The sequence below is a fragment of the Cohnella xylanilytica genome, from assembly GCF_014212175.1.
In the GTDB taxonomy this organism is placed as follows: domain Bacteria; phylum Bacillota; class Bacilli; order Paenibacillales; family Paenibacillaceae; genus Cohnella; species Cohnella xylanilytica.
In genome coordinates this window covers 58410-80247 of record NZ_JACJVR010000087.1, presented here as the reverse complement: position 1 = coordinate 80247, position 21838 = coordinate 58410, and the positions used below count along the sequence as shown (strand labels likewise).

At 59.3% G+C, this 21838-nt stretch carries 18 protein-coding genes; 3 read left to right on the top strand and 15 right to left on the bottom strand.

Features of this window, described 5'->3' with window-relative positions:
• Window positions 1-732 carry an ABC transporter permease gene (locus tag H7B90_RS22845; protein ID WP_185138208.1) on the top strand — a complete coding sequence of 244 codons (732 nt, stop codon included), beginning with the start codon at window positions 1-3 and terminating at the stop codon, window positions 730-732.
• Between the two features lie 104 nt (window positions 733-836).
• Here H7B90_RS22845 and H7B90_RS22840 read toward each other — a convergent pair whose 3' ends face one another.
• The 11 genes from H7B90_RS22840 to H7B90_RS22795 all read right to left on the bottom strand — a co-directional run bounded on the left by H7B90_RS22840 (window position 837) and on the right by H7B90_RS22795 (window position 14946).
• Window positions 837-1226, bottom strand: a complete 390-nt coding sequence (locus H7B90_RS22840; protein WP_185138207.1) for an SMI1/KNR4 family protein — start codon at window positions 1224-1226, stop codon at window positions 837-839.
• A 167-nt stretch (window positions 1227-1393) separates the two neighbouring features.
• Window positions 1394-2428, bottom strand: coding sequence for a hypothetical protein (locus tag H7B90_RS22835; RefSeq protein WP_185138206.1), 1035 nt, complete (start codon window positions 2426-2428; stop codon window positions 1394-1396).
• Between the two features lie 356 nt (window positions 2429-2784).
• Complete coding sequence (locus H7B90_RS33495) at window positions 2785-3489, bottom strand: FAD-dependent oxidoreductase (protein WP_311772790.1); 705 nt, start codon at window positions 3487-3489, stop codon at window positions 2785-2787.
• Between the two features lie 55 nt (window positions 3490-3544).
• Window positions 3545-3952 carry an FAD-dependent oxidoreductase gene (locus H7B90_RS33490; RefSeq protein WP_311772789.1) on the bottom strand — a complete coding sequence of 136 codons (408 nt, stop codon included), beginning with the start codon at window positions 3950-3952 and terminating at the stop codon, window positions 3545-3547.
• Between the two features lie 672 nt (window positions 3953-4624).
• Complete coding sequence (locus tag H7B90_RS22825; RefSeq protein ID WP_260411162.1) at window positions 4625-6301, bottom strand: MGH1-like glycoside hydrolase domain-containing protein; 1677 nt, start codon at window positions 6299-6301, stop codon at window positions 4625-4627.
• Window positions 6298-7815 (bottom strand): glycoside hydrolase family 43 protein, encoded by a 1518-nt coding sequence (locus H7B90_RS22820; RefSeq protein WP_185138205.1) that lies wholly within the window; start codon window positions 7813-7815, stop codon window positions 6298-6300. Before H7B90_RS22820 ends, H7B90_RS22825 begins: the two co-directional genes overlap by 4 nt.
• Window positions 7816-7861: 46 nt before the next feature.
• A complete protein-coding gene (locus tag H7B90_RS22815) occupies window positions 7862-8779 on the bottom strand; it encodes a carbohydrate ABC transporter permease (protein ID WP_185138204.1) in 918 nt (305 codons plus the stop codon).
• The gene (locus tag H7B90_RS22810; protein WP_185138203.1) at window positions 8757-9650 is read right to left on the bottom strand and encodes an ABC transporter permease; all 894 of its coding nucleotides are present in this window, start codon (window positions 9648-9650) and stop codon (window positions 8757-8759) included. The genes H7B90_RS22815 and H7B90_RS22810 overlap by 23 nt, the downstream gene beginning before the upstream one ends.
• Before the next feature lie 93 nt (window positions 9651-9743).
• Window positions 9744-11423: an extracellular solute-binding protein gene (locus H7B90_RS22805; RefSeq protein WP_185138202.1), complete on the bottom strand. Its 1680-nt coding sequence runs from the start codon at window positions 11421-11423 to the stop codon at window positions 9744-9746.
• Between the two features lie 107 nt (window positions 11424-11530).
• A complete protein-coding gene (locus H7B90_RS22800) occupies window positions 11531-13207 on the bottom strand; it encodes a response regulator (RefSeq protein WP_185138201.1) in 1677 nt (558 codons plus the stop codon).
• 5 nt (window positions 13208-13212) lie between these two features.
• Window positions 13213-14946 (bottom strand): sensor histidine kinase, encoded by a 1734-nt coding sequence (locus H7B90_RS22795; RefSeq protein WP_185138200.1) that lies wholly within the window; start codon window positions 14944-14946, stop codon window positions 13213-13215.
• A gap of 217 nt (window positions 14947-15163) precedes the next feature.
• On the opposite strand from H7B90_RS22795, the gene H7B90_RS22790 reads away from it, so the two are divergent.
• The gene (locus H7B90_RS22790; RefSeq protein WP_185138199.1) at window positions 15164-16576 is read left to right on the top strand and encodes a hypothetical protein; all 1413 of its coding nucleotides are present in this window, start codon (window positions 15164-15166) and stop codon (window positions 16574-16576) included.
• A gap of 105 nt (window positions 16577-16681) precedes the next feature.
• On the opposite strand, the gene H7B90_RS22785 is transcribed toward H7B90_RS22790, so the two are convergent.
• From H7B90_RS22785 to H7B90_RS33115, 4 genes are all read right to left on the bottom strand, one after another.
• Window positions 16682-17929, bottom strand: coding sequence for a copper amine oxidase N-terminal domain-containing protein (locus H7B90_RS22785; protein ID WP_185138198.1), 1248 nt, complete (start codon window positions 17927-17929; stop codon window positions 16682-16684).
• A 390-nt stretch (window positions 17930-18319) separates the two neighbouring features.
• Complete coding sequence (locus H7B90_RS22780; protein WP_185138197.1) at window positions 18320-18763, bottom strand: thioredoxin family protein; 444 nt, start codon at window positions 18761-18763, stop codon at window positions 18320-18322.
• A complete protein-coding gene (locus H7B90_RS33120) occupies window positions 18738-19553 on the bottom strand; it encodes an ATP-binding cassette domain-containing protein (RefSeq protein ID WP_246578758.1) in 816 nt (271 codons plus the stop codon). Before H7B90_RS33120 ends, H7B90_RS22780 begins: the two co-directional genes overlap by 26 nt.
• A 950-nt stretch (window positions 19554-20503) precedes the next feature.
• Window positions 20504-20989 (bottom strand): TlpA family protein disulfide reductase, encoded by a 486-nt coding sequence (locus tag H7B90_RS33115; protein WP_246578755.1) that lies wholly within the window; start codon window positions 20987-20989, stop codon window positions 20504-20506.
• A gap of 162 nt (window positions 20990-21151) precedes the next feature.
• Between H7B90_RS33115 and H7B90_RS22770 the strand changes: the two genes are divergently transcribed.
• A complete protein-coding gene (locus H7B90_RS22770; RefSeq protein ID WP_185138195.1) occupies window positions 21152-21820 on the top strand; it encodes a winged helix family transcriptional regulator in 669 nt (222 codons plus the stop codon).
• The last annotated feature ends 18 nt before the right edge of the window (window positions 21821-21838 follow it).

The window sequence follows — 21838 nt, the reverse complement described above, 5'->3', positions numbered from 1 at the left end:
ATGATTCGAATGTTCCGTTCCGAATGGATGAAGATCCGGCGCTCGGTCATCTGGCTTCTCGTCGCCGTCAGCCCGCTGATCGCCGCCTTGTTCGGCCTGTTCGGATTGAAGAAAGGCGGGGAGGACTTCCCCTGGATCGAGGCGCTGTCCCTCATGTCCGTGCTTCACGCGATGTTTTTCCTGCCGCTGCTGACCGGCATCTACGCCGCCTTGATCTGCCGCTTCGAGCATACGGGCGGCGGCTGGAAGGCGATACTCGCGGCGCCCGTCTCCCGGACCCAGGTGTACGTCGTGAAGTTCGTCATCGTCATGCTGATGCTCGCGGCCACGCAGCTGCTGCTGCTAATCGTGCTGCTGCTTCTCGGCTTGTCGCACGGCTCTGCCGAGGGGATTCCGTGGCGCGAGCTGGCGTCCTCGTTCATCGGAGGCTGGATCGCCTGCTTCCCGCTCGCCGCTCTGCAGCTGTTCGTGTCCGTCGCGTTCCAGAGCTTCGCGGCGCCTCTCGCCGTGAACGTCGTGCTGACGCTGCCGAACATCCTCGTCGCCAACTCGGAGCGATTCGGGCCATACGACCCGTGGGTGCAGCCGATGCTGGCGATGATCCCGCGCGACGACACGTACGGGTACGGCGCCTTCAACCTCCCGATGGAGACTCTGTTCGGCGTCGTGGCGGGCAGCTTCGTATTGTTCTTCGTCGTGGGGTGGACGTACTTCGCGAGGAAGGCGGTCTAGTCGTCCGGTCGAAAAAAAGGCTTTCCTCCGGCTCTTTCAGGAGCCGTCAGGAAAGCCTTTTTCGCGCCGCTCGGGGTTGCTAACGGTTACCCGGCGGGCATCTCTTACTTCAGCCAAAACTCCCGCCCGTCGTTCTCCGCCAACCGCTTCAGCCAGTCGGAGAACGTCCCGTCGATGGGAACCGCCTCTTCTGCGCTGTTCATCGCGTCCAAGAAGAACAGATAGGGCTGCTCCCCGCGCCGCGCCTTCTCCGAATCGATGCAGATGGATCCGATGACGACGTCGGTCCAAGCGATCGGGCACCAGTGGGGCGGAATTTGATAAGCATGATCGTGACGGATCCGCTCCATGCGCTCCAGACTTAGAAGCTCGGTTCCCCCGCCGCTATAGGGGTGCTTGAACAACACGGCCCCATTATGCTCGAGCAAAAACGCCTCGTAATCGTCGGGAAAGTACCAGCCCCGGCTTTGCCGGAGGACGGCGATTTGTTGCATCCGAGCCGGCTCCTCCCATGTGCAAATGCGCTCCGTCGTTCCGTGACCGGGGATCTCGATCTGGAGAGGTCTCTCCGGCGAGGCCCTGTCTTTCAGATCCCTTAACGTATCAAATAAACTGTTATCCGCCACGCATCGCCCCCCCTCTCCGGCTTATCGTCCGTCTTCTAATAACTCGCCCACCATGTAGTGATCTCCGAATGATTCATGATTCCGTTTTTGGCCGTAGAACCGGGCTTCCACAGAGGAATCAGATTGCTCACGCTGTCTTGTCCATTATACTTCGCCGGCTTCATATGGTGAATCTGCACATCGTCCCACTTGAACTTAGTCGGCTTTCCCCAATTTTTCTCATAATATTTGATAAAGTCATCCCGATAAGTGCTGCCTGGCGTCCGCTGATTTACCGGCAAATTGGCGGGCGGCTCCCAGAGAACGATGCCGGATTGAGGATCTTTGTACTCCGGATATTTGACGCCTTTCTTATTTAAGAAAAGGGGGTCGCTCGCTTGTTCTTTGGCGCGGTAAGAATGATCCGGGAAGTTGGCGAATGCCGCCGATGTGCCTTTCCAGTACCAGGTCCTCGTAATCGGGCTTTCGAGCACGACTTCTTCTTTCAGTTTTACCTTCTTGTTCGTATCATTGACCGCGTGATCCGAATAAACGCCATATCTCGTATCCGACGTTTGGTTCTTCAGAATGAGAGTATAATTGGTCGGTTTTTGGCCAGAGCCCGTTACGCTCGTGACAACCCCGGCCTGTACGAATTTAGGCTTATTGATGCTCGCATCAGCGACAAAGTAGAAAAAATCGACCCGGTACACCAATACGCTAGAATTGGCGGCAGCCTGGAGTTCAGAGGGCGAATTCTTATCGTAGGAAGAGCCTCCTACGGCGAGCAGTTCCTTGGCCTGTCCCGTCGCCGGATCCAGGGAGTATACTACGGATTCCTTGGTAACGAGATCGATATCTTCGTAACGTTTCATCAGCTTGGCAAAGGTGGCGTCGGGCTTCGTTAGTTCATTTACTTCTTGCCGGGTGACCGCTTGAACTTGCACTAAGCGGTTTAGACCCGACTGCAACCCTTTGTCCGTCAGGGTTAAAACATTCGTTCCCGATTCTGCGCTAACATTAAACTGAAAGGCGAAAGAAAAGATCAGTGCTGCGACTACAATCTTCATCCACTGTCCAATTACTTTCATTACGGACCTCCGAATATAGAATATTTAGTTTCAAAGTAAAATTTATACAAAATTACCGGTCAATAAATCTGACCAAGGTCCCCTTTATGTAAATTTTAGGTGTGAGTATTGTGCTGAATAATGTCGATTCAAGACGGATTTTCAGACGACAGGACCTCAAAAGAAATGGGAAGCCCTCGTTGCCGCATTCCGTTCCAGCGGTGAACAAGCCTATAATAGAAAAAAACCGCGACATTACGCGGTTCTTGCGAAATCCACGTTATAATATCGCGGGGATTCAGGATTTCCAAGAGCTATAAAATCCGGAAAATACCGCAGTCGCACCGAGTCCGGCAATGTGAATCAGACTGCGCGGGTCAGTTGTGCTCCTCCTCGAGGGCACCGGCGAGGAAATCGACGAATCCGAACGGCGCGCTATCGTCGAGGCAAAGCCCCAGGATCATGTACGAACCCTCGGCGGCCGACTCGCTGCGCGGGAACAGCGCCTCTTCGTAGGCGGCGAGCGCAGCTTCGATATCGCCTTGGTGTGCGGCGATCGCCTTCCCGAGCTCGGTGCCGTCGAACATCGCCAGGTTCGCGCCCTCGCCGGCCGGCGGCATCAGGTGCGCGGCATCGCCGAGGAGTGTCACCCCGGGCACGCGGTTCCATCGGTGGCCGATCGGGAGTGCGTAGATCATGCGAGGGATCGGCGCGGTTTCGCCGTCGGTGATCAGCGCGATGAGTTCCGGCGCCCACCCGTCAAACTCGGCTGCGATGGCTCGCGTCGCGGCGGCGACGTCGGTAAAGTCGATACCGGCGATCCACTCGGCGGGACAGTTTAGCTGGATGTACGTATGGAGGATGTCCTTCGCCTCGCGATGTGCGCTGATCCCCTTTCCCGGGGCGAGCGCGAACATCGCGCCGCCGCCGACCGCATTGGACGCCGCGGAGTGCCGCACGTCGGCGTCATAAAGATAGGTCTCGATGAATGTCGTGCCGACATACTCGGGCTGCGCGTCGGAGAGCAGAGGACGGATTTTCGACCAGGCGCCGTCCGCACCTACGAGGAGTTCGGTGCTCACCGTGGATCCATCCGCGAACGTCAGCTCATGCCGTCCGTCGCCGCGAGGCTCTACCTCAATGAGCTTCTTCCCCCACTGGATCGTCTCCGCAGGCAGGGAGTCTAATGAGGAGACGCCGCAGATCGCCCCGAAGCACCTCGGGACGTCCGCCGTTGCCGTCGTCTGGCTTGTCGAATAGCACCTTCCCGTGCTGGTCAAGCACCCGTGTCGCTTCGCCGCCTTTGTGTATCAGGCCGAGGAACTCGTCGAACAGCCCTGCTGCCTGAAGCGCGAGTTGTCCACTTTCCTCGTGAATGTCGAGCTGACCGCCCTGCGCGCGGGCCTCCGCCGAGGGTTCCGCTTCGTAGATGGTTGCGGGGATGCCGTGAACGTGGAGAACGCGCGAGAGAGTAAGGCCGCCGAGGCCCGCGCCGACGATCGTGACGGGTGTCGTCATTTTTTCTGATATCGTTTTTGTAGTCATGCTACTCATCCTCTTTCTGATTTTTATTTAATCAACAATATAACCCAATCCTGACACGTCACGGTTCAATGATCACGCTAGGGTAAGGACGAATATTTATGATCCCTGGATATTGTTGGTTACAATGTATAAAATGCAATTGCTTCATGAACTGAATATTAACTATGTATCTCAAACTCTCCCGTCGGTGCCTCCCTTGCGAGATGAACCTCTCTTAGTCTTACGGGAACCTTATTAACCGATAACTGCCATCCTTCTGATGAGTTTGAGAAAGCGGGGGAACGAGCAAAAGTAGCTTAGTGGCTGAGGCACTTTTGCGGAAAAGCGGGAGAACGAGCAAAAGTAGCTCAGTGGCTGAGGCACTTTGGCGGATAAGCGGGAGAACGAGCAAAAGTAGCTCAGTGGCTGAGGCACTTTGGCGGATAAGCGGGAGAACGAGCAGAAGTAACTCAGCGGCTGAGGCACTTTGGCAGAAAAGCGAGTGATCGAACAAAAGCAGCTCAGTGGCTGAGGCACTTTGGCGGAGAAGCGGGAGAACGCGCAGTAGTAGCTCAGTTACTTGGGTGGCGAGCATTCTCGCCGAGGTAGCACCGGAACGGGGAAGCTGCCCCCCCCCTCTCAAAAAACTAGAACCGCCTTCAACGACAAGGCGGTTCGCACTCATTAACATTATTAAGCATACGCCGGAGGTACGATTCCGGGATCCGACTCCTCGACGAAGCGGCCGTTCTCGAACCGCAGAGTCTGGTTGCCCTTCGCGCGGATCGGAATCTCGGCTCCCTCGTAGCGAACCGAGCCCTCCACGGTCCCGGCGCTCATGCCGACGACGGCCCGCAGCCGGCCGGCCCGGTCGGCGATCGCCCGCACGCCGTACGGCAGGCGGATATGCTCCTCCCCGCCGCGATACACGATCGAGCCCGCGCGCGTGTTGACCAGCTCGAACCCGACGCCGTCCGCCGTCCGGGCGTAGGCCGTCGCTTCGGCCACTTCCTCGCCGTGGTCCGTCGGGTAAGGGAGCAGCGCCGTGAACCACAGCTCGCCTTCCGGCGTCGGCAGGATGCCGCACAGCCGTTCGACGAAGTCGAGCAGGCACAGGATGGACGGCGAGTAAGCCTCCGAATACCCGTCCGCGCCCGTCCAGGGACTGAGCGTCTGCGGGAACCGCGTGTCTCTCGCCATCGCGCTCAGGATCGGATTCATCACCCAAGTGAGCTCCACGTGCCTGCCGTGATGCTCGAACGCGTGAGGGGCCCGGATCAAGGTGAGAAAATTGGTCGGCCCCGCCCAGCTGTTATGGGCGAAATGCGGGTCGAACCTGGGATCGTCCATCGCGATCGAAGTGAACGGGTACTTCGCGAAGAACTTGCGCGTGTTGAGCAAATACCGGCGCAGCGCTTGATCGAAGAACGCGCGGTCCCCCACCTCGCAGGCCAGCACCCGAAGCAGCACGTCGGACTGCACGCGGACGAACTGATCGTTTTTATCCCGGTCGTAGAAAAACGCGTCCTCTTCGTCGTAGCAAAACTTCATCAGACTATCCAGGCTCGCCTCCGCCTGCGCCCGCCATTCCTCGGCCCCCGCCTCCCCCAGCTCCTCCGCCATCAAGGCCAGATAGCTGCGCTGGCAGTAGACGTTGGCCGTCAGATCCGGAGCGAGGAACGGCAAAATCGGAGAATCCGGGTTGTACCGCCGCGCGTCGCTCCCATGCGCCGAATCGGGCACGTGCCAGAACCGCGGCGACATGTCGTGCCCCGTGTCGAAGGTGCAGAACGCTTCGACGCACCCGGTGCCGCGCGTGTCGCGGTATAGCGCCAGCCAGCCGTCGAAGCGCGCCATCGCCTCGTACATCGGGCGGAGGAACTCCTTATCGCGCCCGTTCAACAGATAGTGGCGCCACACGCTCCGGGCCAGCGGCGTCACCATCTGGATCTGCCGGTAGGCCGGGCCGTCCGCCGTTATTTTGTAGGGCATCTGCCCCTCTTCGTTCTGATAATCGGCGAACAGCCGATACGTCGAAGCCGAGACGCCCGGGACGAAGCGCGACAGCAGCTCCGCGTTGATCGTGCCCGTGCTCTCCAGCCAGCAGCCCGGATAGGCCCCGCCTTCCCGAAGGACGGGTTCGTCCCCGCCCGTCGGCGCGATGCACGCGTCCAGCTTCCGCCACGCGTCGTAATACACGTTCTCGAACCGCGCGGAAGCCGCGGCGAACTTGACGCCCGAGCTCCGCCATTCGTTCCGCCAGGAGCCGTCCCCCGCAGCGTCCGCGAATCCGGCCCGCGTCTCCGGGTCGATCCCGCGCAATCTCGCCAATAAGGTCTCGTTTACCGACTTGTCCATCGCCCCGCTCATCGTCCCGCCGCTCCTCGGATCTCCCGGTCATGCCGGTCGTATTGGAAGCGCCGGAAGTCGGCATGGCCGCCCTCCTCGCCCAGCGTATAGCTGAACAACGCGATTCGGGCTCCCTTCCAGAATCCTGCGGCCATCGAGCAGGCGCCCCCGAACCGCATGAACTCCCGGCCGTCCAGGCTGAACGCGAACCGCGTCTCCCCGGCCAGATCGAACGAGCTGCCGAGCCAGACGACGCCCTCGCTCGCAAGCTCCGGTCCGTGATACGCCTTGCCGGCCGTCACCGCGCGCAGGAAGCAGCGTCCGCCCTCCTTCGCGACCCCGATCCAGTTCTCTTCCCGGTGGCACAGATAGGCGAGTCCGGCGCGCTGCCCTTCCTTCAAGCCGGTCCATTCCAGCACCGTCTCATAAGCGCCGCTCGTCCCCATGAGCTTCTGCGTGAGCGTGTTCCTCGCCTGAAGCAGGCCGGGAGCGGCCATCGCCTTGAGCCGCAGCGCGCCCGGCCGCTCCGTCAGCGACCACATGCCGTCCGCGGGATTGTGGTTCCACTGCCACTGCAGCCCGAGCTCCGGGCGGTCGAACTCGTCCGAGCTCTGCGGCAGGCAGGGCGGATAATCGCCGCCGACCCGGGGTTTGGCGTACAGATGGACCGGCTCCCCGTTCGCTCCCATGACCGGCCAATCGTCCTCCCAGCGCGCCGGCTGCAGATGGCAGACGCGCCCCGCCGCTCCCGCGCTCTGGAAGTGCAGGAACCACGTCTCCCCGCTCGCCAGCTCCACAAGCGCGCCCTGGTGCGGGCCGTTGACCGTCGTCGCGCCCTGCGCCAGCGTCACCCGCCGCTCATAAGGCCCGTAAAGGCTTCGCGAACGCAGAACCGTCTGCCAGCCGATCTCGACTCCGCCTTCGGGAATGACCAGGTAGTAATACCCGTTCCTCTTGAAAATCTTCGTCCCCTCGGCGATCTTGCCGACGTAAACGATGACGCCGTCGTCGAGCAGCTCCTTGCCGTCCGCGCTCATGCGGTGGATGATAATCGGGCCCGCGCCGACCGTGCTGTGGCCGAGATAGGCGCTGCCGTCCTCGTCCCAGAACGGGCACGGATCCTCCCAGCCCTTGACCCGCTTCACCTCGTGCAGCGGCGTCCACGGCCCTTCCGGCTTCTCGGCGCTGCTCATATAGAGCCCCTCTTCCGGCGTGCAGAAGTAGACGTAGAACCGCCCGCCCTGATAGCGGATCGCCGGCGCCCAGCTGCCGTGGGCGTAGCGGTCCATGGCGTCGTAGCGCGGATCGATGTCGAGCCGGTCGTACACCTTGCCGATCAGCGTCCAGTTGACCAGGTCCCGCGAGTGCAGCACCTGCATCCCCATATAGTGGAAGTCCGAAGCGACCATGTAGAACTCGTCGCCGACGCGAATAACGTCCGGGTCGGAGTAGTCCGCGTTCAGCACGGGGTTCCGGTAGTAGCCGTTGCCCAAGTCTCCCCACGCGCCGTCGGACCGGATCGTCTGTCTCTCCATAACCTCTCTCTCCTCCTAGCCCCTTTTTTTCGCCGACCGGAACCGATCAGCCCTTGACGCTGCCCATGACGAGCCCCTTCATGAAGAACTTCTGAAGGAACGGATACACGACCAGCACCGGCAGCGCCGCCAGGAACACCTGCGCCGCCTTGAACGTCCGGTCCGACACCTCGGTGACCAGCAGATCGTTCGACGCGACCGCGTTCAGATCGGACGTGACAATAATCGTCTGCAGATAGCTCTGCAACGGATAGTTCGATGTCGAGTTCATATAGATCAGGCCGTCGAACCAGGAGTTCCAGTGCGCGACCAGCGTGAACAGCGTGATCGTCGCGATGGCGGGCAGCGACAGCGGGCAGTAGATGCGCCACAGAACCCGCCAATGGCCGGCCCCGTCCATGAACGCGGCCTCTTCGATCTCCTTCGGCAGCTCGCGGAAGAAGTTCATGAGCAGGATGACGTTGAACACCGGCACGGCTCCCGGCAGCACGAGCGACCAGATCGAATCCAGCAGCCCGGCTTCCTTGATCGTCATGTACGTCGGGATCAAGCCGCCGTTGAACAGCATCGTCACGATGAAGAACCAGGCGTAGTAATGACGGGAACGAAGCGACGATCTCTCCTTGCTGAGCGGGTACGCCGTCAGGATCGTCAGCAGCATGTTGACGGCGTATCCGAGCGCGACCCGCTTGAGCGAGACGACGAACCCGTCCAGGAATTCGTGCTTCGACAGCGCGTATTTGTAGGACGACAACGTGAAGTCGACCGGCCACAGCTTCACGAATCCGGCGGCGGCCGCGCTCTTGGAGCTGAAGGAGATCGCGAGCACGTTGATCAGCGGCAGGATGCACAGCAAGGCGGCGATCGTGAGCACGACATAATTGGTTATAAGGAACGTCTTGCGTCCCGCGGTTAGCTTCTGCACGGTTTTCCTCCTTCCTCTAAAAGACCCTGTAGCCGGCATAACGGCTGGCCAGCCGGTTCGACAGGACGATCAGGCCGAACGAGATGACCGACTTGAACAGTCCGACCGCGGTGGCGACCCCGTATTGCGATTCGACCATGCCGATCCGGTAGACGAGCGTATCGATAATATCGCCCGTGCTGTAGACCATCGGGCTGTACAGATTGAACACCTGCTCGAAGCCGGCGTTCAGGACGTTCCCGAGGCTCAGCACCGTCATCAGCGTGATGATGGGCAGCAGCCCGGGCAGCGTCACGTACAGCGTCTGCTTCCAGCGGCCCGCTCCGTCGACGGTGGCGGCTTCGTACAGATGCTGGTCGATGCCCGTGAGCGCGGCCAGATAGATGATGGTGCTGTACCCGAAGTGCTTCCAGGTGTCCGTGGCGACCAGCGTGAACGGGAACCAGTTCTCGTTGCCCAGGAAGAAGATCGGCTCGATGCCGAACAGGCCGAGGAACTGGTTGACGATGCCGTTCGCCGGGGACAGCACGTCGATCATGATGCCGCCCAGAATGACCCAGGACAGGAAGTGGGGAAAATAAATGATCGTCTGGACCGTCCGCTTGAACCAAGCGCCGGCCACTTCGTTAAGCAGCAGCGCGACGACGATCGGGATGACCAGGCCGGCGACGATCTTCATCACGGCGATAAATACCGTGTTCCATAACACGCTCGCGAAGTTCGGCATGTCCAGCATATATTGGAAGTTGTCCCACCCGACCCACTTGGAGTGGAAGATCCCCTTGGCCGGCTGGAACTTCTGGAACGCGATCGCGATGCCGGCGATCGGGATGTAGCTGAAGATAAGGGTGAGCAGTACGCCCGGCAACAGCATGACGTGCAGGGGAATCTCCTGCCATTTCTTGCGCATGATCGCACCTCCGTGAATGGCTCCTTGAATAACGATGGGGAAAGCCGGTTGCCCGCTTTCCCCATCTCCGTTAAAGCCGCGTGCCTTCGCTTGTTACTGCTTCTTGGCCCATTCGTTGACTTCCTGGGTGATGTCGTCGCCGCCGAGCTTCTTCCAGTCCGCGACGAACTTATCGAAGGTATCGAGGGATTGACCCATGATGATCTTGGTGAACACTTCTTCCTCCATCTTCTGGAGGGAAGCGAGCTTCTCGACCATCGTCGGCGTCGATCCGCCGTAGAAGGCGTCGAGGATGTAATTGTCGTCTTTGACGTACTGGTCGATGACGTCGAAGGTGCTCGGCGTGCCGAAGATGCGCGCCTGTCCCCATTCTTTGCGGTCGCCGCCGTTGAATTTGACGATCCGGTCGTAGTAGCCCTTCTCTTCCGACGACAGCTTGGAAGGATCGTTCGAGCTCAACGCTTGCACGATGTTGTGGTGCGCGTTCAGGTTCTTCATCGCCGGCTCCGGCCCGATCAGGTTGTACAGGTAGACGGGCACTCCGGTCGGGCTGATGCCGAACGGCGAATTCGCCGGGGCGTCCGGAGCGAAGCCTTCCATGCTGAAGTTAAGCAGCTTCATGATCGCTTCCGGATGCTTGCTCTTCTTGCTGACCGCGTAGTACAGCTGCACCGGCACCTTGCCGATCGGCGTCGCCTTCACTTCGTCGGCGGACACGATCTGGAACGACTTCCATTCCGCGTTCGGATCGTTCGTCACGTTGTCCTGGATGACGGAGCCCGGAGCGGACATGCCGCCGTAGAACATGCCGAGCTTGCCGCTGGCCACCGATTCGGTGACCTTGGCGCGGTCCTTGACGCCGAACTCCTTATCCAGCAGGCCCTTCTTGTACATGTCCTGAAGCATCTGCAGACCGGCTTTGACGCCCGGCTGAATGCTGCCGTAGACCAGGCCGCCCGATTCGTCCTTCACCCACTTCTGCGGGTAGGCGTGGAAGCCGGAGAAGAAGCCCGACGTGCCGAAGTGATTGTCCGTCAGGAACGACTTCGTCAATCCCAGGCCGATCGTGTCGGCCTTGTTGTTGCCGTCCGGATCCTTCGTGACGAACGCCTCCGCGATGTTCAGGACGTCCTGCATCGTCTTCGGCTCCGGAAGCCCCAGCTTCTCGAGCCAATCCGTCCGGACGTGCAGCACCGGAAGCCCGTCTACGGCGGATGCCGTCTTCGGAATCGCCATCAGCCTGCCGTCGATCTTGGCGGTGTCGAACGCCTTCTGGTCCTGCTGCAGAATGCTCTTGGTGAGCGGCGTCGCGTATTGCTCGTACAGGTCGGTCAGATCATACAGCAGGTCGTTGTCGGCCAGATCCGTCAGCTGCTTGTTCGTCAGCCACATGATGTCCGGCAAGTCGCCGGCCGCGATCGAGACGTTCAGCTTCTGCTCGAACTGCTCGACCGGAACCGTCCATTGATACTTCAGGTTGATGCCCAGATCGCTCGCGTAGGCTTTGGTATACACGTTGTTCTCGATCGTATCGCCGTTCTCGTATTTATAGCTCGACTCCGTATAGCGCCATGCGGTAACGTCGATGGGCGGGTCGTATTTGGCGGCCGGATCGGCCGGCGGCTGCGAAGCGGACGCGGACGGCGACGAGCCGGCCGAAGGCGATGCGTTCCCGTTCTCTTGGTTGTCGTTATTGGATCCGCATGCCGCGAGAACGAGCAGGCCGGCCATTCCGAGCGCCGCCGCCGCTTTCGATTTGCGTTTGATTCCCATAGTTCCTCCCCTTGTCTTCATTGTCATGAGGGCCCTTTTGCACTTTTAATGTTAAACGCTTACAAGGGGGCGAACAATATTCATCACTTGACATTCCGATCCGCGGTTTACTTATTGAGCAGCGACGCCCGGTACTCCTGCGGCGTCATCGTCGTCGCCCGGCGGAAGGAGCGCGTGAAGTTGGTCGCCGTGCCGTACCCGACGCGCTCGGCCACCTCCTGGATTTTCAGATCGGGATTGCCCAGCAGCCGCTTGGCCTTGGCCATGCGCGCCGAGGCGACGAACTCGGACAGGTTCTCCCCCGTCACCTGCTTGAACAGCCGGGACAGGTACGAAGGGTTGAAGTAAGCCAGCTCCGCCAGCCGAACGAGCGAGATCTCGTCCGGGTCGTGCAGGTGGTCCTGGATATGCTGCTGGATCGTGGCGACGACCGAATGCGCCCTTCTCTCTTCCTCCTGGTTCTGGAGGCGGAACAACGATTCGCCGACCCGCTTCAGGTAGGCGATCGCCTCCGGCCACGATTCGTGCTCTCCCGGCTGCATCAGCTTGTGCAGGCCCACGGCTGCGGCGGTCCGTTCCACCAGGCGCCAGCGGTTCATGTAGGACAGATAGACGAGGGCGACCGAATAGTACCATTCCTGCGCGGGAGCGTGGTGCATCGTATCCAGCTCCCGCAGGCCGCCGGCGGCCTCCTCCAGCGCGCGGAAGAACTCCGCCTGGCGGCCGTGCTCCAGATGCTCCGCCAGCAATTCGAGCTTGGACGCCCGGATCCGCGGCTCCCGCTTGTCGCCCTCCTCGCGAAGCTCCCGCCCGAGCGCCTGCCGGTCCAGCAGCAGCATGCCCGAAGCCTGCCCGATCCGGTAGTTCATCAGCATGTTCAGCTCGGCGTAGCGCTCCGCGGCGCCCGTCCAATCGACCGGGCTGTCGTCGAGCACGAACGACAGCTCCGCGCCGAACGATTCGCGGCAGGCGGCCTGAACCAGCTCCAGGGTGCCCCTCAAGTACGTCAGCAGCTTCTCCCAGCCGTTCCGCTCCTCCTCCGGGCCTTCGGACGCCCGGTCCCGCGGCGGCTGGATCAGCCAGACGAGGTCCCGGCTGTCGTTCGCGAAGGCGACGTGCGACGCGTGCGAGGCCAGATAGGACTCGGCGACGAGCCGGATGCGGTAGAGCCGCAGCGTCTTCTCCGCGTAGGTCGCCGGTTCCGCCGCCTGGTCGACTCTTCCGAGCAGGATCAGCACCGGCCGCTCGACCCGCAGCGGAATGCCGAGCTCCTCGAGCTGCCGGCCGTCGATCTCCCGCACGGAGATCTGCTCGTTCAGAATGCCGCCCACGAACTCCTTGCGCAGCAGCTCCATGGCCACCTTCGTCTGCTCGCGGGCTTCCTGCAGAAGCGTCTCCTCGCGCCATTCGGTCTCGATCTCCTCCACCGTCTGCTTGACCGTGCGGAGCACTTTGTCGTACCCCTCCGTCTTCAGCAGGTAGCTGACCCCGTCGTATTGAATGGCGGAATAGACGTAATTGAATTCGGGATGGCCGGTCAGGAAGATGACCCTGCACTTGGGCCACCGCTCCCGGATCTTCTCCAGTAGCTGCAGGCCGTCCATGCCGGGCATGCGGATATCCGTCAGCACGATGTCGAACCGCGTCCGGTCGAACAGCCGGACCGCCGCGTCGCCGGAATACGCCTTGTAAATATCCAGGTCCAGCTCCGAATCCTGCTGCAGCACCTCGCACATGCCGTCGGCGATAATCGCTTCGTCGTCCACCACTAACAATCTCAGCATGCTCCTCATCCTCTCTCGTCCCAATGGATCGTGACGGTCACGGTTAACCCGCCCCGCTCGTTGCGCTCGAAGCGAAGCCCGCTCGGCGGCCCGAACTTCAGCCGGATTCTCTGGTGAATGTTCAGAAGGCCCGTCGTCTCCGTCGGCTCCTCGCTGTCCAGCAGCCGGTTCAATGTCTCGATTGTGCCGTCGTCGATCTCGTCTCCGTTGTCCTCCACGCGAATGAGGAGCAGGTCGTCCTTCTTCTCGAAGCGAATGCCGAGCAGGCCGTTCGCGGCCTTCCTCTCGAGCCCATGCTCGAAAGCGTTCTCAATGAGCGGCTGAAGAATCAGACGCGGAACCATCACGTGTCCCCACCCGGCGGGCAGCTCCTCGAAGTCGACGTCCACCCGGTTGTAGAAGCGCATCCCCTGAATCTCGGCGTACACCTTCGCGTGGCTCGCTTCCTTCGCGAGCGGCACCTCGTCGGCGCTGCTCCGCGTGACGAACTGGAAGTATTCGCCGAGCTGGTTGGTGAATCTCTCGAGCTGCTCGTAGTCCCCAAGGCGGGCCATCGTGTTGAGAATGAAGAAGCTGTTGTACAGGAAGTGCGGATTGATCTGGGACTGCAGCTGCTTCAGCTCCGCCTTCTGCATCAGAATCTGCTGCTTGTACACCTGGTCGATCAGCGACTTCAGGTTGCCGAGCATGGCGTTGAACCGCCGATAGATATACTGGAATTCGTCCTGGTTGCTGTGGGCGATCTGCACTTCGACGTCGCCGAACTCCACCTTGCGGAACGCCTTGACGAGCCGGTCGAGCGGCTTGTGAATGTACTTGTAAACGTAGAGCGAATAGAACAGAATGATCGCGAGCGAGACCGCGGCCAGCAGGACGAACCAGCTTCGGAACTTCTGGAGCGGTTGGAAGACGGCCTTCTCGGGCACGTACTTGATCAAGGTCCCGTCGAAAAAAGGGGAAGCCGTATGCACGGTCAAATACCGGTGGCCGTCCAGCTTGACGCTTCGGGCGTTCGAAGCCGCCGGATCGTGATGGATGCGCGCGGCGATCGCCTCGTTGAAGGCGGCGTCGGGATTCGTCGAGATCGTAATGGGCGTCGTATCGAACAGAAGGCCTTCCTCCGGGGAGTTCCGCATGCCGTCCAGAGCGTTCCTCAGCTTGCCCGCGGACAGCTCGATCGCCAGAATGACGATCGGCTCCCGCTTGCTCGAAGGCAGCAGATACGGATAGGCGGCCACCATGTTCAAGGAGCCGTTCACTTTGAACACCTGCGCGTCCGACGAGATCGGCACCGCGAGGAACCGGTCGAACTCTTCCTTGTCCAGCGTCGAGACCGACGTCGCCGAGATGTCCTTCTGAACCGACGGGATATAGGCGTGCACTTCCTGGATGTAGACGCTGCTGTTCTTGATCGCGTTCAGCCGCGTCTGAAGGTTCAGGATCCGCTGGACCTTCTCGATGTCGTTCATGGACCCCGGAATCGCGGCAAGCGCATTCAAATTGTCGTCCGTCAAGCAATCGTACTGGAGCGCCTGGATGCGGCTGAATTCCTTCTCCAGGTCGGAGGCGTACTGCGACACCTGCGAAGCCATCGACTTGGAGATCTCCTCCTGCAGCGTGCGGATTCCCCAGTTGTAAATAATCATGCTGAGCACGTAAATCGGCAGCAGAATGCAGATGAACGACAGGATAAGCCGATTCAGGGCGGTCTTCTTCCACGGATAACGGATGAGATTCATAAGAGGCCTCCCACGCAAGAATGCGATTACAGTCAAGAATAGCCAACCCGTTTCTTTTTGACAAATGTCGATTTCCGGAAGCCGGCGGGAGGGTAGGCCGGCGACGCCGCAAAGCGGGTTCCCTTCTTTGCGTATTGACAGTTCGCGCGGGCGGTGCTACTATTCTCCTACTTATCCACTCTGATTTATTTCCTATAATTCCAAGGAGGCTCTATTTATGACATCCCATGCCCCGCGCCTAAGCAAGCTGCTGCTCGCCGCCGCCCTGTCCGCCGCGTTGTTCGTCCCGGGACGCGCCGCCGTCCACGCGGCCGAAGCCCCGGCCGTCGCCGTCCCCGTCGCCATTCCCGTCTCGTCCGCCGTGCCTGCCGCTTCGAGGGAGATCTCGGCTTCGGAATACGCCGCCTTCCTGCAGGACAAATTCGGCCTCTCGCTCGCCGCGAACGCGACCAAGGGGGACTTCCTCGTCGCCCTGGCGAAGTCGCTCCGGCTCGAGCCGACCGCCGACGCGGTCGAATTCAAGGACCTGCCTTCGTCCAGCCCGTACTATAGCGCCGCCAAAGCGCTGTACCAGCAAGGCGTCCTGACGTCCGACACCGTGAACGCCTCGGAGCGCCTCGGCGCCGCGAACGCCATCCAGATCGCCCTTAAGGCGGCGGACCTCGAAGAGCTGGCCTATACATACCCCGAAGCCAAAGCGGCCCAAGCTCTCGCCAAGCTTCCGCTGCGGAAGGCGGCGGCTTCTCTCGGCCTGAAGGCGACGCAGGAGCTGGCGGCCGCGGTCGACACGGGTCTCGTGCCCGCCGCCTATTATGAGGAGCTGAAGCCGGGCGCCAAGGCCTCCGTCGATCTCGCGAACGTTCTGATCGGCAAGACGCTTGTTTTCAAGGGTCAATTCAAGCATTACATCGGCTACGTCAGCGATTCGGACATCTATACGAAGCTGACCGACGCTTACAACAGCAACGTCATCATCAAGTCGGAGGAGCTGCAGAAGGTCGTCGACGCCGCTCTCGAGCAGAACCTCGTTACGGGCTACAACCTGAAGGACTCCCGCTACGACCCGAACTTCGTCGAGTCGCTGTCCCTCGTCTACGGCCATTCCGACCTGACGCACACCCTGCAGCTGATCGGCCTGCTGCGCAGCGAAGGCATCGACGCCAAGGTGCAGTTCGAGCCGAAGACGTCCGCCTTCGTCTACCTGAAGGAGTGGGGCGACCCCGGCGTGTCGGAGCAATACGAAGTGAAGCAGATCGCGAACGGCAACTACATCGAATACGCGAAGGAGTACGACATCGCCTTCGAATTCGCGAACGCCGCCGACAAGGATCGCTTCAACGACATCGTGCTCGCCTACGCGAAGAAGAACAAGGAACACCAGGCCGGCCTCATCGCGGGCTCCTGGTGGCAGCCGCTGTACTACTCGCTGACCGAGCTTCCGGAATACAAGCTCATCACGAACAACAAGATCGAAGCCGGCCGCTATTACGCCCAGTCCTTCTCCTTGAAGGAGCAGTCCCAGGCCGTCATCGACGGCTTCAAGAAGGTCGATCCTTCCGTCGTCGTCGAGCATTACGACTTCTGGGCGGACGTTCCGTTCTACAACTACCTGAACGGAGAATCCCTGTAAGAGGCGGATAGGCCCCGCGACGCAAGCAAGGCGAACCTGCGCTCGAAGGAGCGCGGGTTCGCCTTTTTTTGGGGGAATAGGATAGGTACTAGGACGCGCGCCGGCTTAGTTCCCCGACGTCCGCCTGTAGGTCAGCCGAACCGAATCGCTCTTGCTGTCGAGCGGGCTGTCGTAATCAAAGTACAGCTCTCCTTCGTCGTCGGAATACCCGGCGAACCGGAGATTGTCTCCGCGATACGGAACGTCGTTGTTCCTGGCGTACTCCAGATCGTCCCCCGACAGCAGCTTGTCGCACAAGACGGTCGATTGGCCGGTCCGAAGGTCGATCAGCGTCAAGAGACCGGTCTTGCTGGGGCGGACGACCAGGAAGCTCTGTCCGGCGCCCAGAACCGCGTACGTATCGTCTTGTCCGGTTAGCTTAGGCAGGTCGTATTCCTGCTTCGCGGCGCCCTGCTCGTCGAACACGGTAACCGTTCGGCCGTCCGTGAGAACGTAGTTCTGGACCCATTCGGGGACGCTTGGAGCGTAGTACTGGTAATAGGTCAGGTTCGGTTCGTAACGCTGGAAGTAGGAAGCCTTCTTCTGGCTGACGATCTTGCCGTCGCGGACGAGCAGGCTGTTCACGGCGTACTGGACGTGCGGCTCTCCGTAAATGTCCGTAACGGTCACCATTTGAATCCCCGATCCGTGAACGTCCACCCCCACCGATATCCAATCGTTCAGCTCGGCGTCTACCTTGCCGACCGGAACCGGAGCTCGTTCGTACGGGTGCGCGAGGTAGAGCTCCTTCGTCTGGCGGTTCAGCCACGCCGACACGTTGACCCCTCCGCCTCGGATGTACTCGTCCTTCTTCTCGATGCGGATCGTTCGGTTGGCCTTCCACTCCACCTTCGCGCCCGTCGCTTCCGAGAAGAATCGCAGCGGAACGTAGATCTGTCCTTTTACCGAGCGCAGAGGCATCGTCAGCGGCACATCCTTGCCGTTGATCGTCGCCTTCTTCGATCCGTAATCGAGCTTGACGACGAGATTCGGATACGTCATCGTCACGACCTTCGTCGAAGCGGTCCACGAGACGACGGAGCCCAGCATCTCCCCCATCTCTCTCAACGGCAGATAGACGGCGTTGTTAAAAAGCAGGGGAGCGGACTTGGGCTCGTACTCCCCGCCGTTCAGAACGAGCCGGATGCCGGACGGCTTGGAGATTTGGACGCTTAGCGCGGCGCTTGGCCTGGCGCTTGGCGTCACCTCGGCCTTGGCAACGGGGAGCATGGAGCAGCCGATGATTGCGGCCAGAGCGACGGAGGAGACGATCGCGAACTCTATCGGTTTACGGTTGCTTTTGCGAATGCTCATATGGCACACCTCTAAATTCAGCTATGGTTCATCTGCCTATTTAGACGCCGATAGAGCGCGCGAGGTTGCTGGCGTGCCGCGTGCAGGGTTCTGAGGCGGGGGTTAAACGCGAATGGGTCATGGGATCGATTGAGCAGGCCATTCGCGGGGGCTGTAACGAATCCAGGAGACGCTATTTCGCTCAAAACAGCCCATTCTCGAACTCTAACGAATCCACGCGACGCTATTTGGGTTCATCGGGGAAAAAGAGGGGGTTCGGAACGAAATAGCGTCGCTGGAGTTCGTTAGAACGAAAAATCCCGCTTTTCTGGCCAAATAGCGCTTGTGGGATTCGTTAGCTGCTTTTCCTGCGTTCCAGCTTGCGCAGTTTCGCCTTTTTTGGGTTATCCGTTATAGGTGAAAATAAGAAGAGATCCGCTCCTTCAATTCCTCAACATTATGCACATTCCCCGAACCGACGACATCCCCTTCGCCATTTACCGCGTACAGATACGGAGTCGAGGGGACTCGATAAACGCCCGTCATTTCTTCTTCCTTAATCGCCGATACCGGGAACTCGAATTCATAATACTCGATCAACTGCCGAACCTCTTCCTCCCTGCCTTTCATGTACATCCGAATCCCTCCCGAATAGCCCTTCAGGAACGGAGGCAAATCGGACAATAAATAAACGCATTCCCTGCAAGTGAGCGATAGGAATAATGCCAAGTTAATCTCGCGCTTTCCACCTTCGAATACCGCCGGGAACGGTTGCCCGGCCGGAATCGGCTCCGTTAGGACGAGACCCGATTGCTTGGTCTGGATAGACTTAAACAGCTGTTGAAACGCTCCCATACTGAGTACGCGCCTCCTCCATGGAATAAGCATCAAACATTCGGCGGTACTTGCCGCCCGCCTGTACCAGTTCCTCGTGCCGGCCTTGCTCCACAATGCGACCCTCTTGCATGACGACTACTTTGGAAAATAAAGGGCAGACATTCAGTCTATGCGTAATAACGATCAGGCTTCTCGCCTGATCCTCTCGCATCAGATCGAGGAACAATCGCCTCTCGGTCTCCGGATCCAGCGCCGACGTCGCTTCGTCCCAGACCACGACCGCAGCTTCCTTATACAACGATCGGGCAATCGCCAGCTTCTGCCACTGACCTCCCGATAGCTGCGTGGCCCCGCTCCGGTCGAGGCCGACGACTCTATCCTCGTTCAGCCCTTCCGGGAACAAATAGGGGTATTTCCCCCTTACTTCTTCATATCGGGCGATATCAGGGACGTCGCTCATCGTCACGCATTCGCGGATCGAGAATGGATAGTTGACGTAATCCTGCGTCACCATGGACACCTCTTCATAGATTCGACGGCGGTCTAGCTGGTTGAGATCTTCCCCATCGTAAAAGATCATGCCCGAATCCACTTCATGAAGACCCGCGATCAACTTGGCCAGTGTCGATTTTCCGCAGCCGTTCTCGCCTACCAGCACGATGCTCTCGCCGGCACGGATTCGCAGCGAGACCTGCCGGATCGTTGGCCGCTCCCGATCCGGATAAGCGAACGCCAGGTCCTTCAACTCGATCGTACGAGGCTTTCCGCCCGGAAGCCCCTTCAGCTCTTTGGTCGAACCTTCGCGCATATATTCGGTCAGGAACCCCGTTACCTTCGACTTCGTCAGCTTGAAATGTTGAAGCTGCCCGGCGTAAGCGGCGAGCGACATCAAAGAGGCCTCCATCACTCCCGCGGCGGCGATGACGGATACGTAGGTTCCGATGGTGATCGAATGACGTACGACTCCGACGATTAGCAAAAGCTGGACGGTCGCCTGGGCAAAGACGGCTATGCAGGCGTAACCCGTTTTGCGTACGGACTCCCTTCGGTTGAAGCTTTGTTCCTGCTTCATCCCCTCGGCGTAGGCTTTTCCCCATCTCCCCATAATGAAGGCTTTGGACGCGAACACGAGCTGTTCGGCGAAGGAGGACGGATTGAACAGCAGATCTTGAAGAAGCGTCTTCTCGCGGACAAGCTCCGTCGTTCGCACCGTGAAGGCGAACCGATCGCGGGCCATCCTCTTCTCCTGGAGCCACTTGGGGGCATTCAGCAAAAAGATAACGAAAGGCAAGTACCATACTTGCTTGAAGATCAGAATGGTATAGGTTCCGACTGATATGACCGCTATCGTAATCTGCATGAAGGATAAATAAAGTCCGGATAGAGATTGGAAGCTGAACCGGACGATATTCAATTCGTTCTTGAAACGCGGCGTCTCCGTTCGGGTTATCGTGACCGGTTCGATCGAAGACGCCAACAGGCGGTCCAGGTTCGCCTGGATATGAAGCTGAATCCCGTTCTGACGATATTGCTGGTATTGACGAAGTAGCGCAGCCCCTATCATCATGGCGCATAGCTCGGCCAGCAAAAGAAACGGGGTCCGTTCGGAAGCGAGAGCAACCAGTTCATCCGTCAGCCGCTTGGTGATTCCGATCTGATAGGAGGTGAGCGCGGTTACAAGCAGTCCGATGGCTGCCAGAATCCCGTACGACTTCCAAGTTCCTTGCAGAACCTGCTTGTTAAAGGAACGGCCGGCCGTCATGACGGGAACGAAGCCGGACGGATCGGCTCGATCAATTGCTGGAACGATTCGTCGTCCAGGAACGGGTGCGTCGCCAGAATCGTTCCATCCGCTCCCACGCAGAATGCCAATGGCAAAAACTGCATTTTCAAATATCGGTTCATCAAGTGCGGCATGACGATGCAAATCCGGGCACGCTCCCCGAAAATTAGCCTCAGCTCGTCCCGCGCCGCTGGATGGGTATCCATGAGAATAAGGACGTTCAAGTCTTCGTCGCGCTTCGTGTAGTCGTTCAAGACTTCTAAGGTTTGCTCGCAGAGATCGCAGCCCGTGCTTCCCAAGACAAGGACGAGATGGTCCGTAATATAATCGTGCAACCTCTTCTCCGTTCCGTTCTCGTCCTGAATCGCCATGTCCGGAAGCGGCTCGCCCGGCTTCAGCATCTCCTGTTCGAAGCGCTGCAGCACTGGCGGCTTTACCTTCTTCATATACCGATCGATCATCGGATCCCCTCCCTATCGCAGTGTGTCGAATCACCTGCATTATAGAACATAATTTTTCTTTTTCCCCTAAATTATGTCTTAATAATGCCGCAACTAGATTGACTCCATCTCTCGTAAATGTAAATATTAGGATGTAAACATTTGAGGGAAGGGGAGATTCCAATGGCCATCCTCTTATGGACGCGATGTTGGACTTGTTCTTTGCCGCTCGAGACCGAAATCGTTTTCAAAGGTCATCAGCTCGTCACCATCGTCCATCGCAACGAGCTTACTCATCCCCAGTTGCATTCGATCGAACACATCCTCTTGTTCTGGCCGACGCTATCGGAAGGCGACTTGGATATCTGCCTCTCGCTCCGGAAGGCCAACACCGTCCCCATCACTCTTATCTGCCAGAGAATAGGCCCGGAAGACGCCTCCGTATTGGCTCTGCAAGAGATTGAGATCGTTGAGAATCTTGTAAGCGTTCACGTACCTTCGATGCGATTGGCTGAGAATCGGGAACCCGAAGCGGTCGTTCCTTTGGCTGGCCAGAGTCCCAACCCTAACCGCTCAATCCAATTGATTCACTCCACTCGTACCGTGAAGGTGGGAAATAAAGAAGTAGAGCTAAGCCGCCGGGAATTCGGCTTGTTCCAATTCCTGTACGAGCGAAGCGGGAAAATTATCGACCGAGAAGAGCTTATCCATTCGATCTGGGATGGCGCCGCCGCGGATTCCAACGTCTATATCACGATTCAGAAGCTGCGGCAAAAGATCGAGGAAAACCCGCGTTTCCCAAAATACATCGTGACCAAAAAGGGTGGAGGCTACATGTTGCACAATCAATAACCGAGGAAGGAGAAAGTG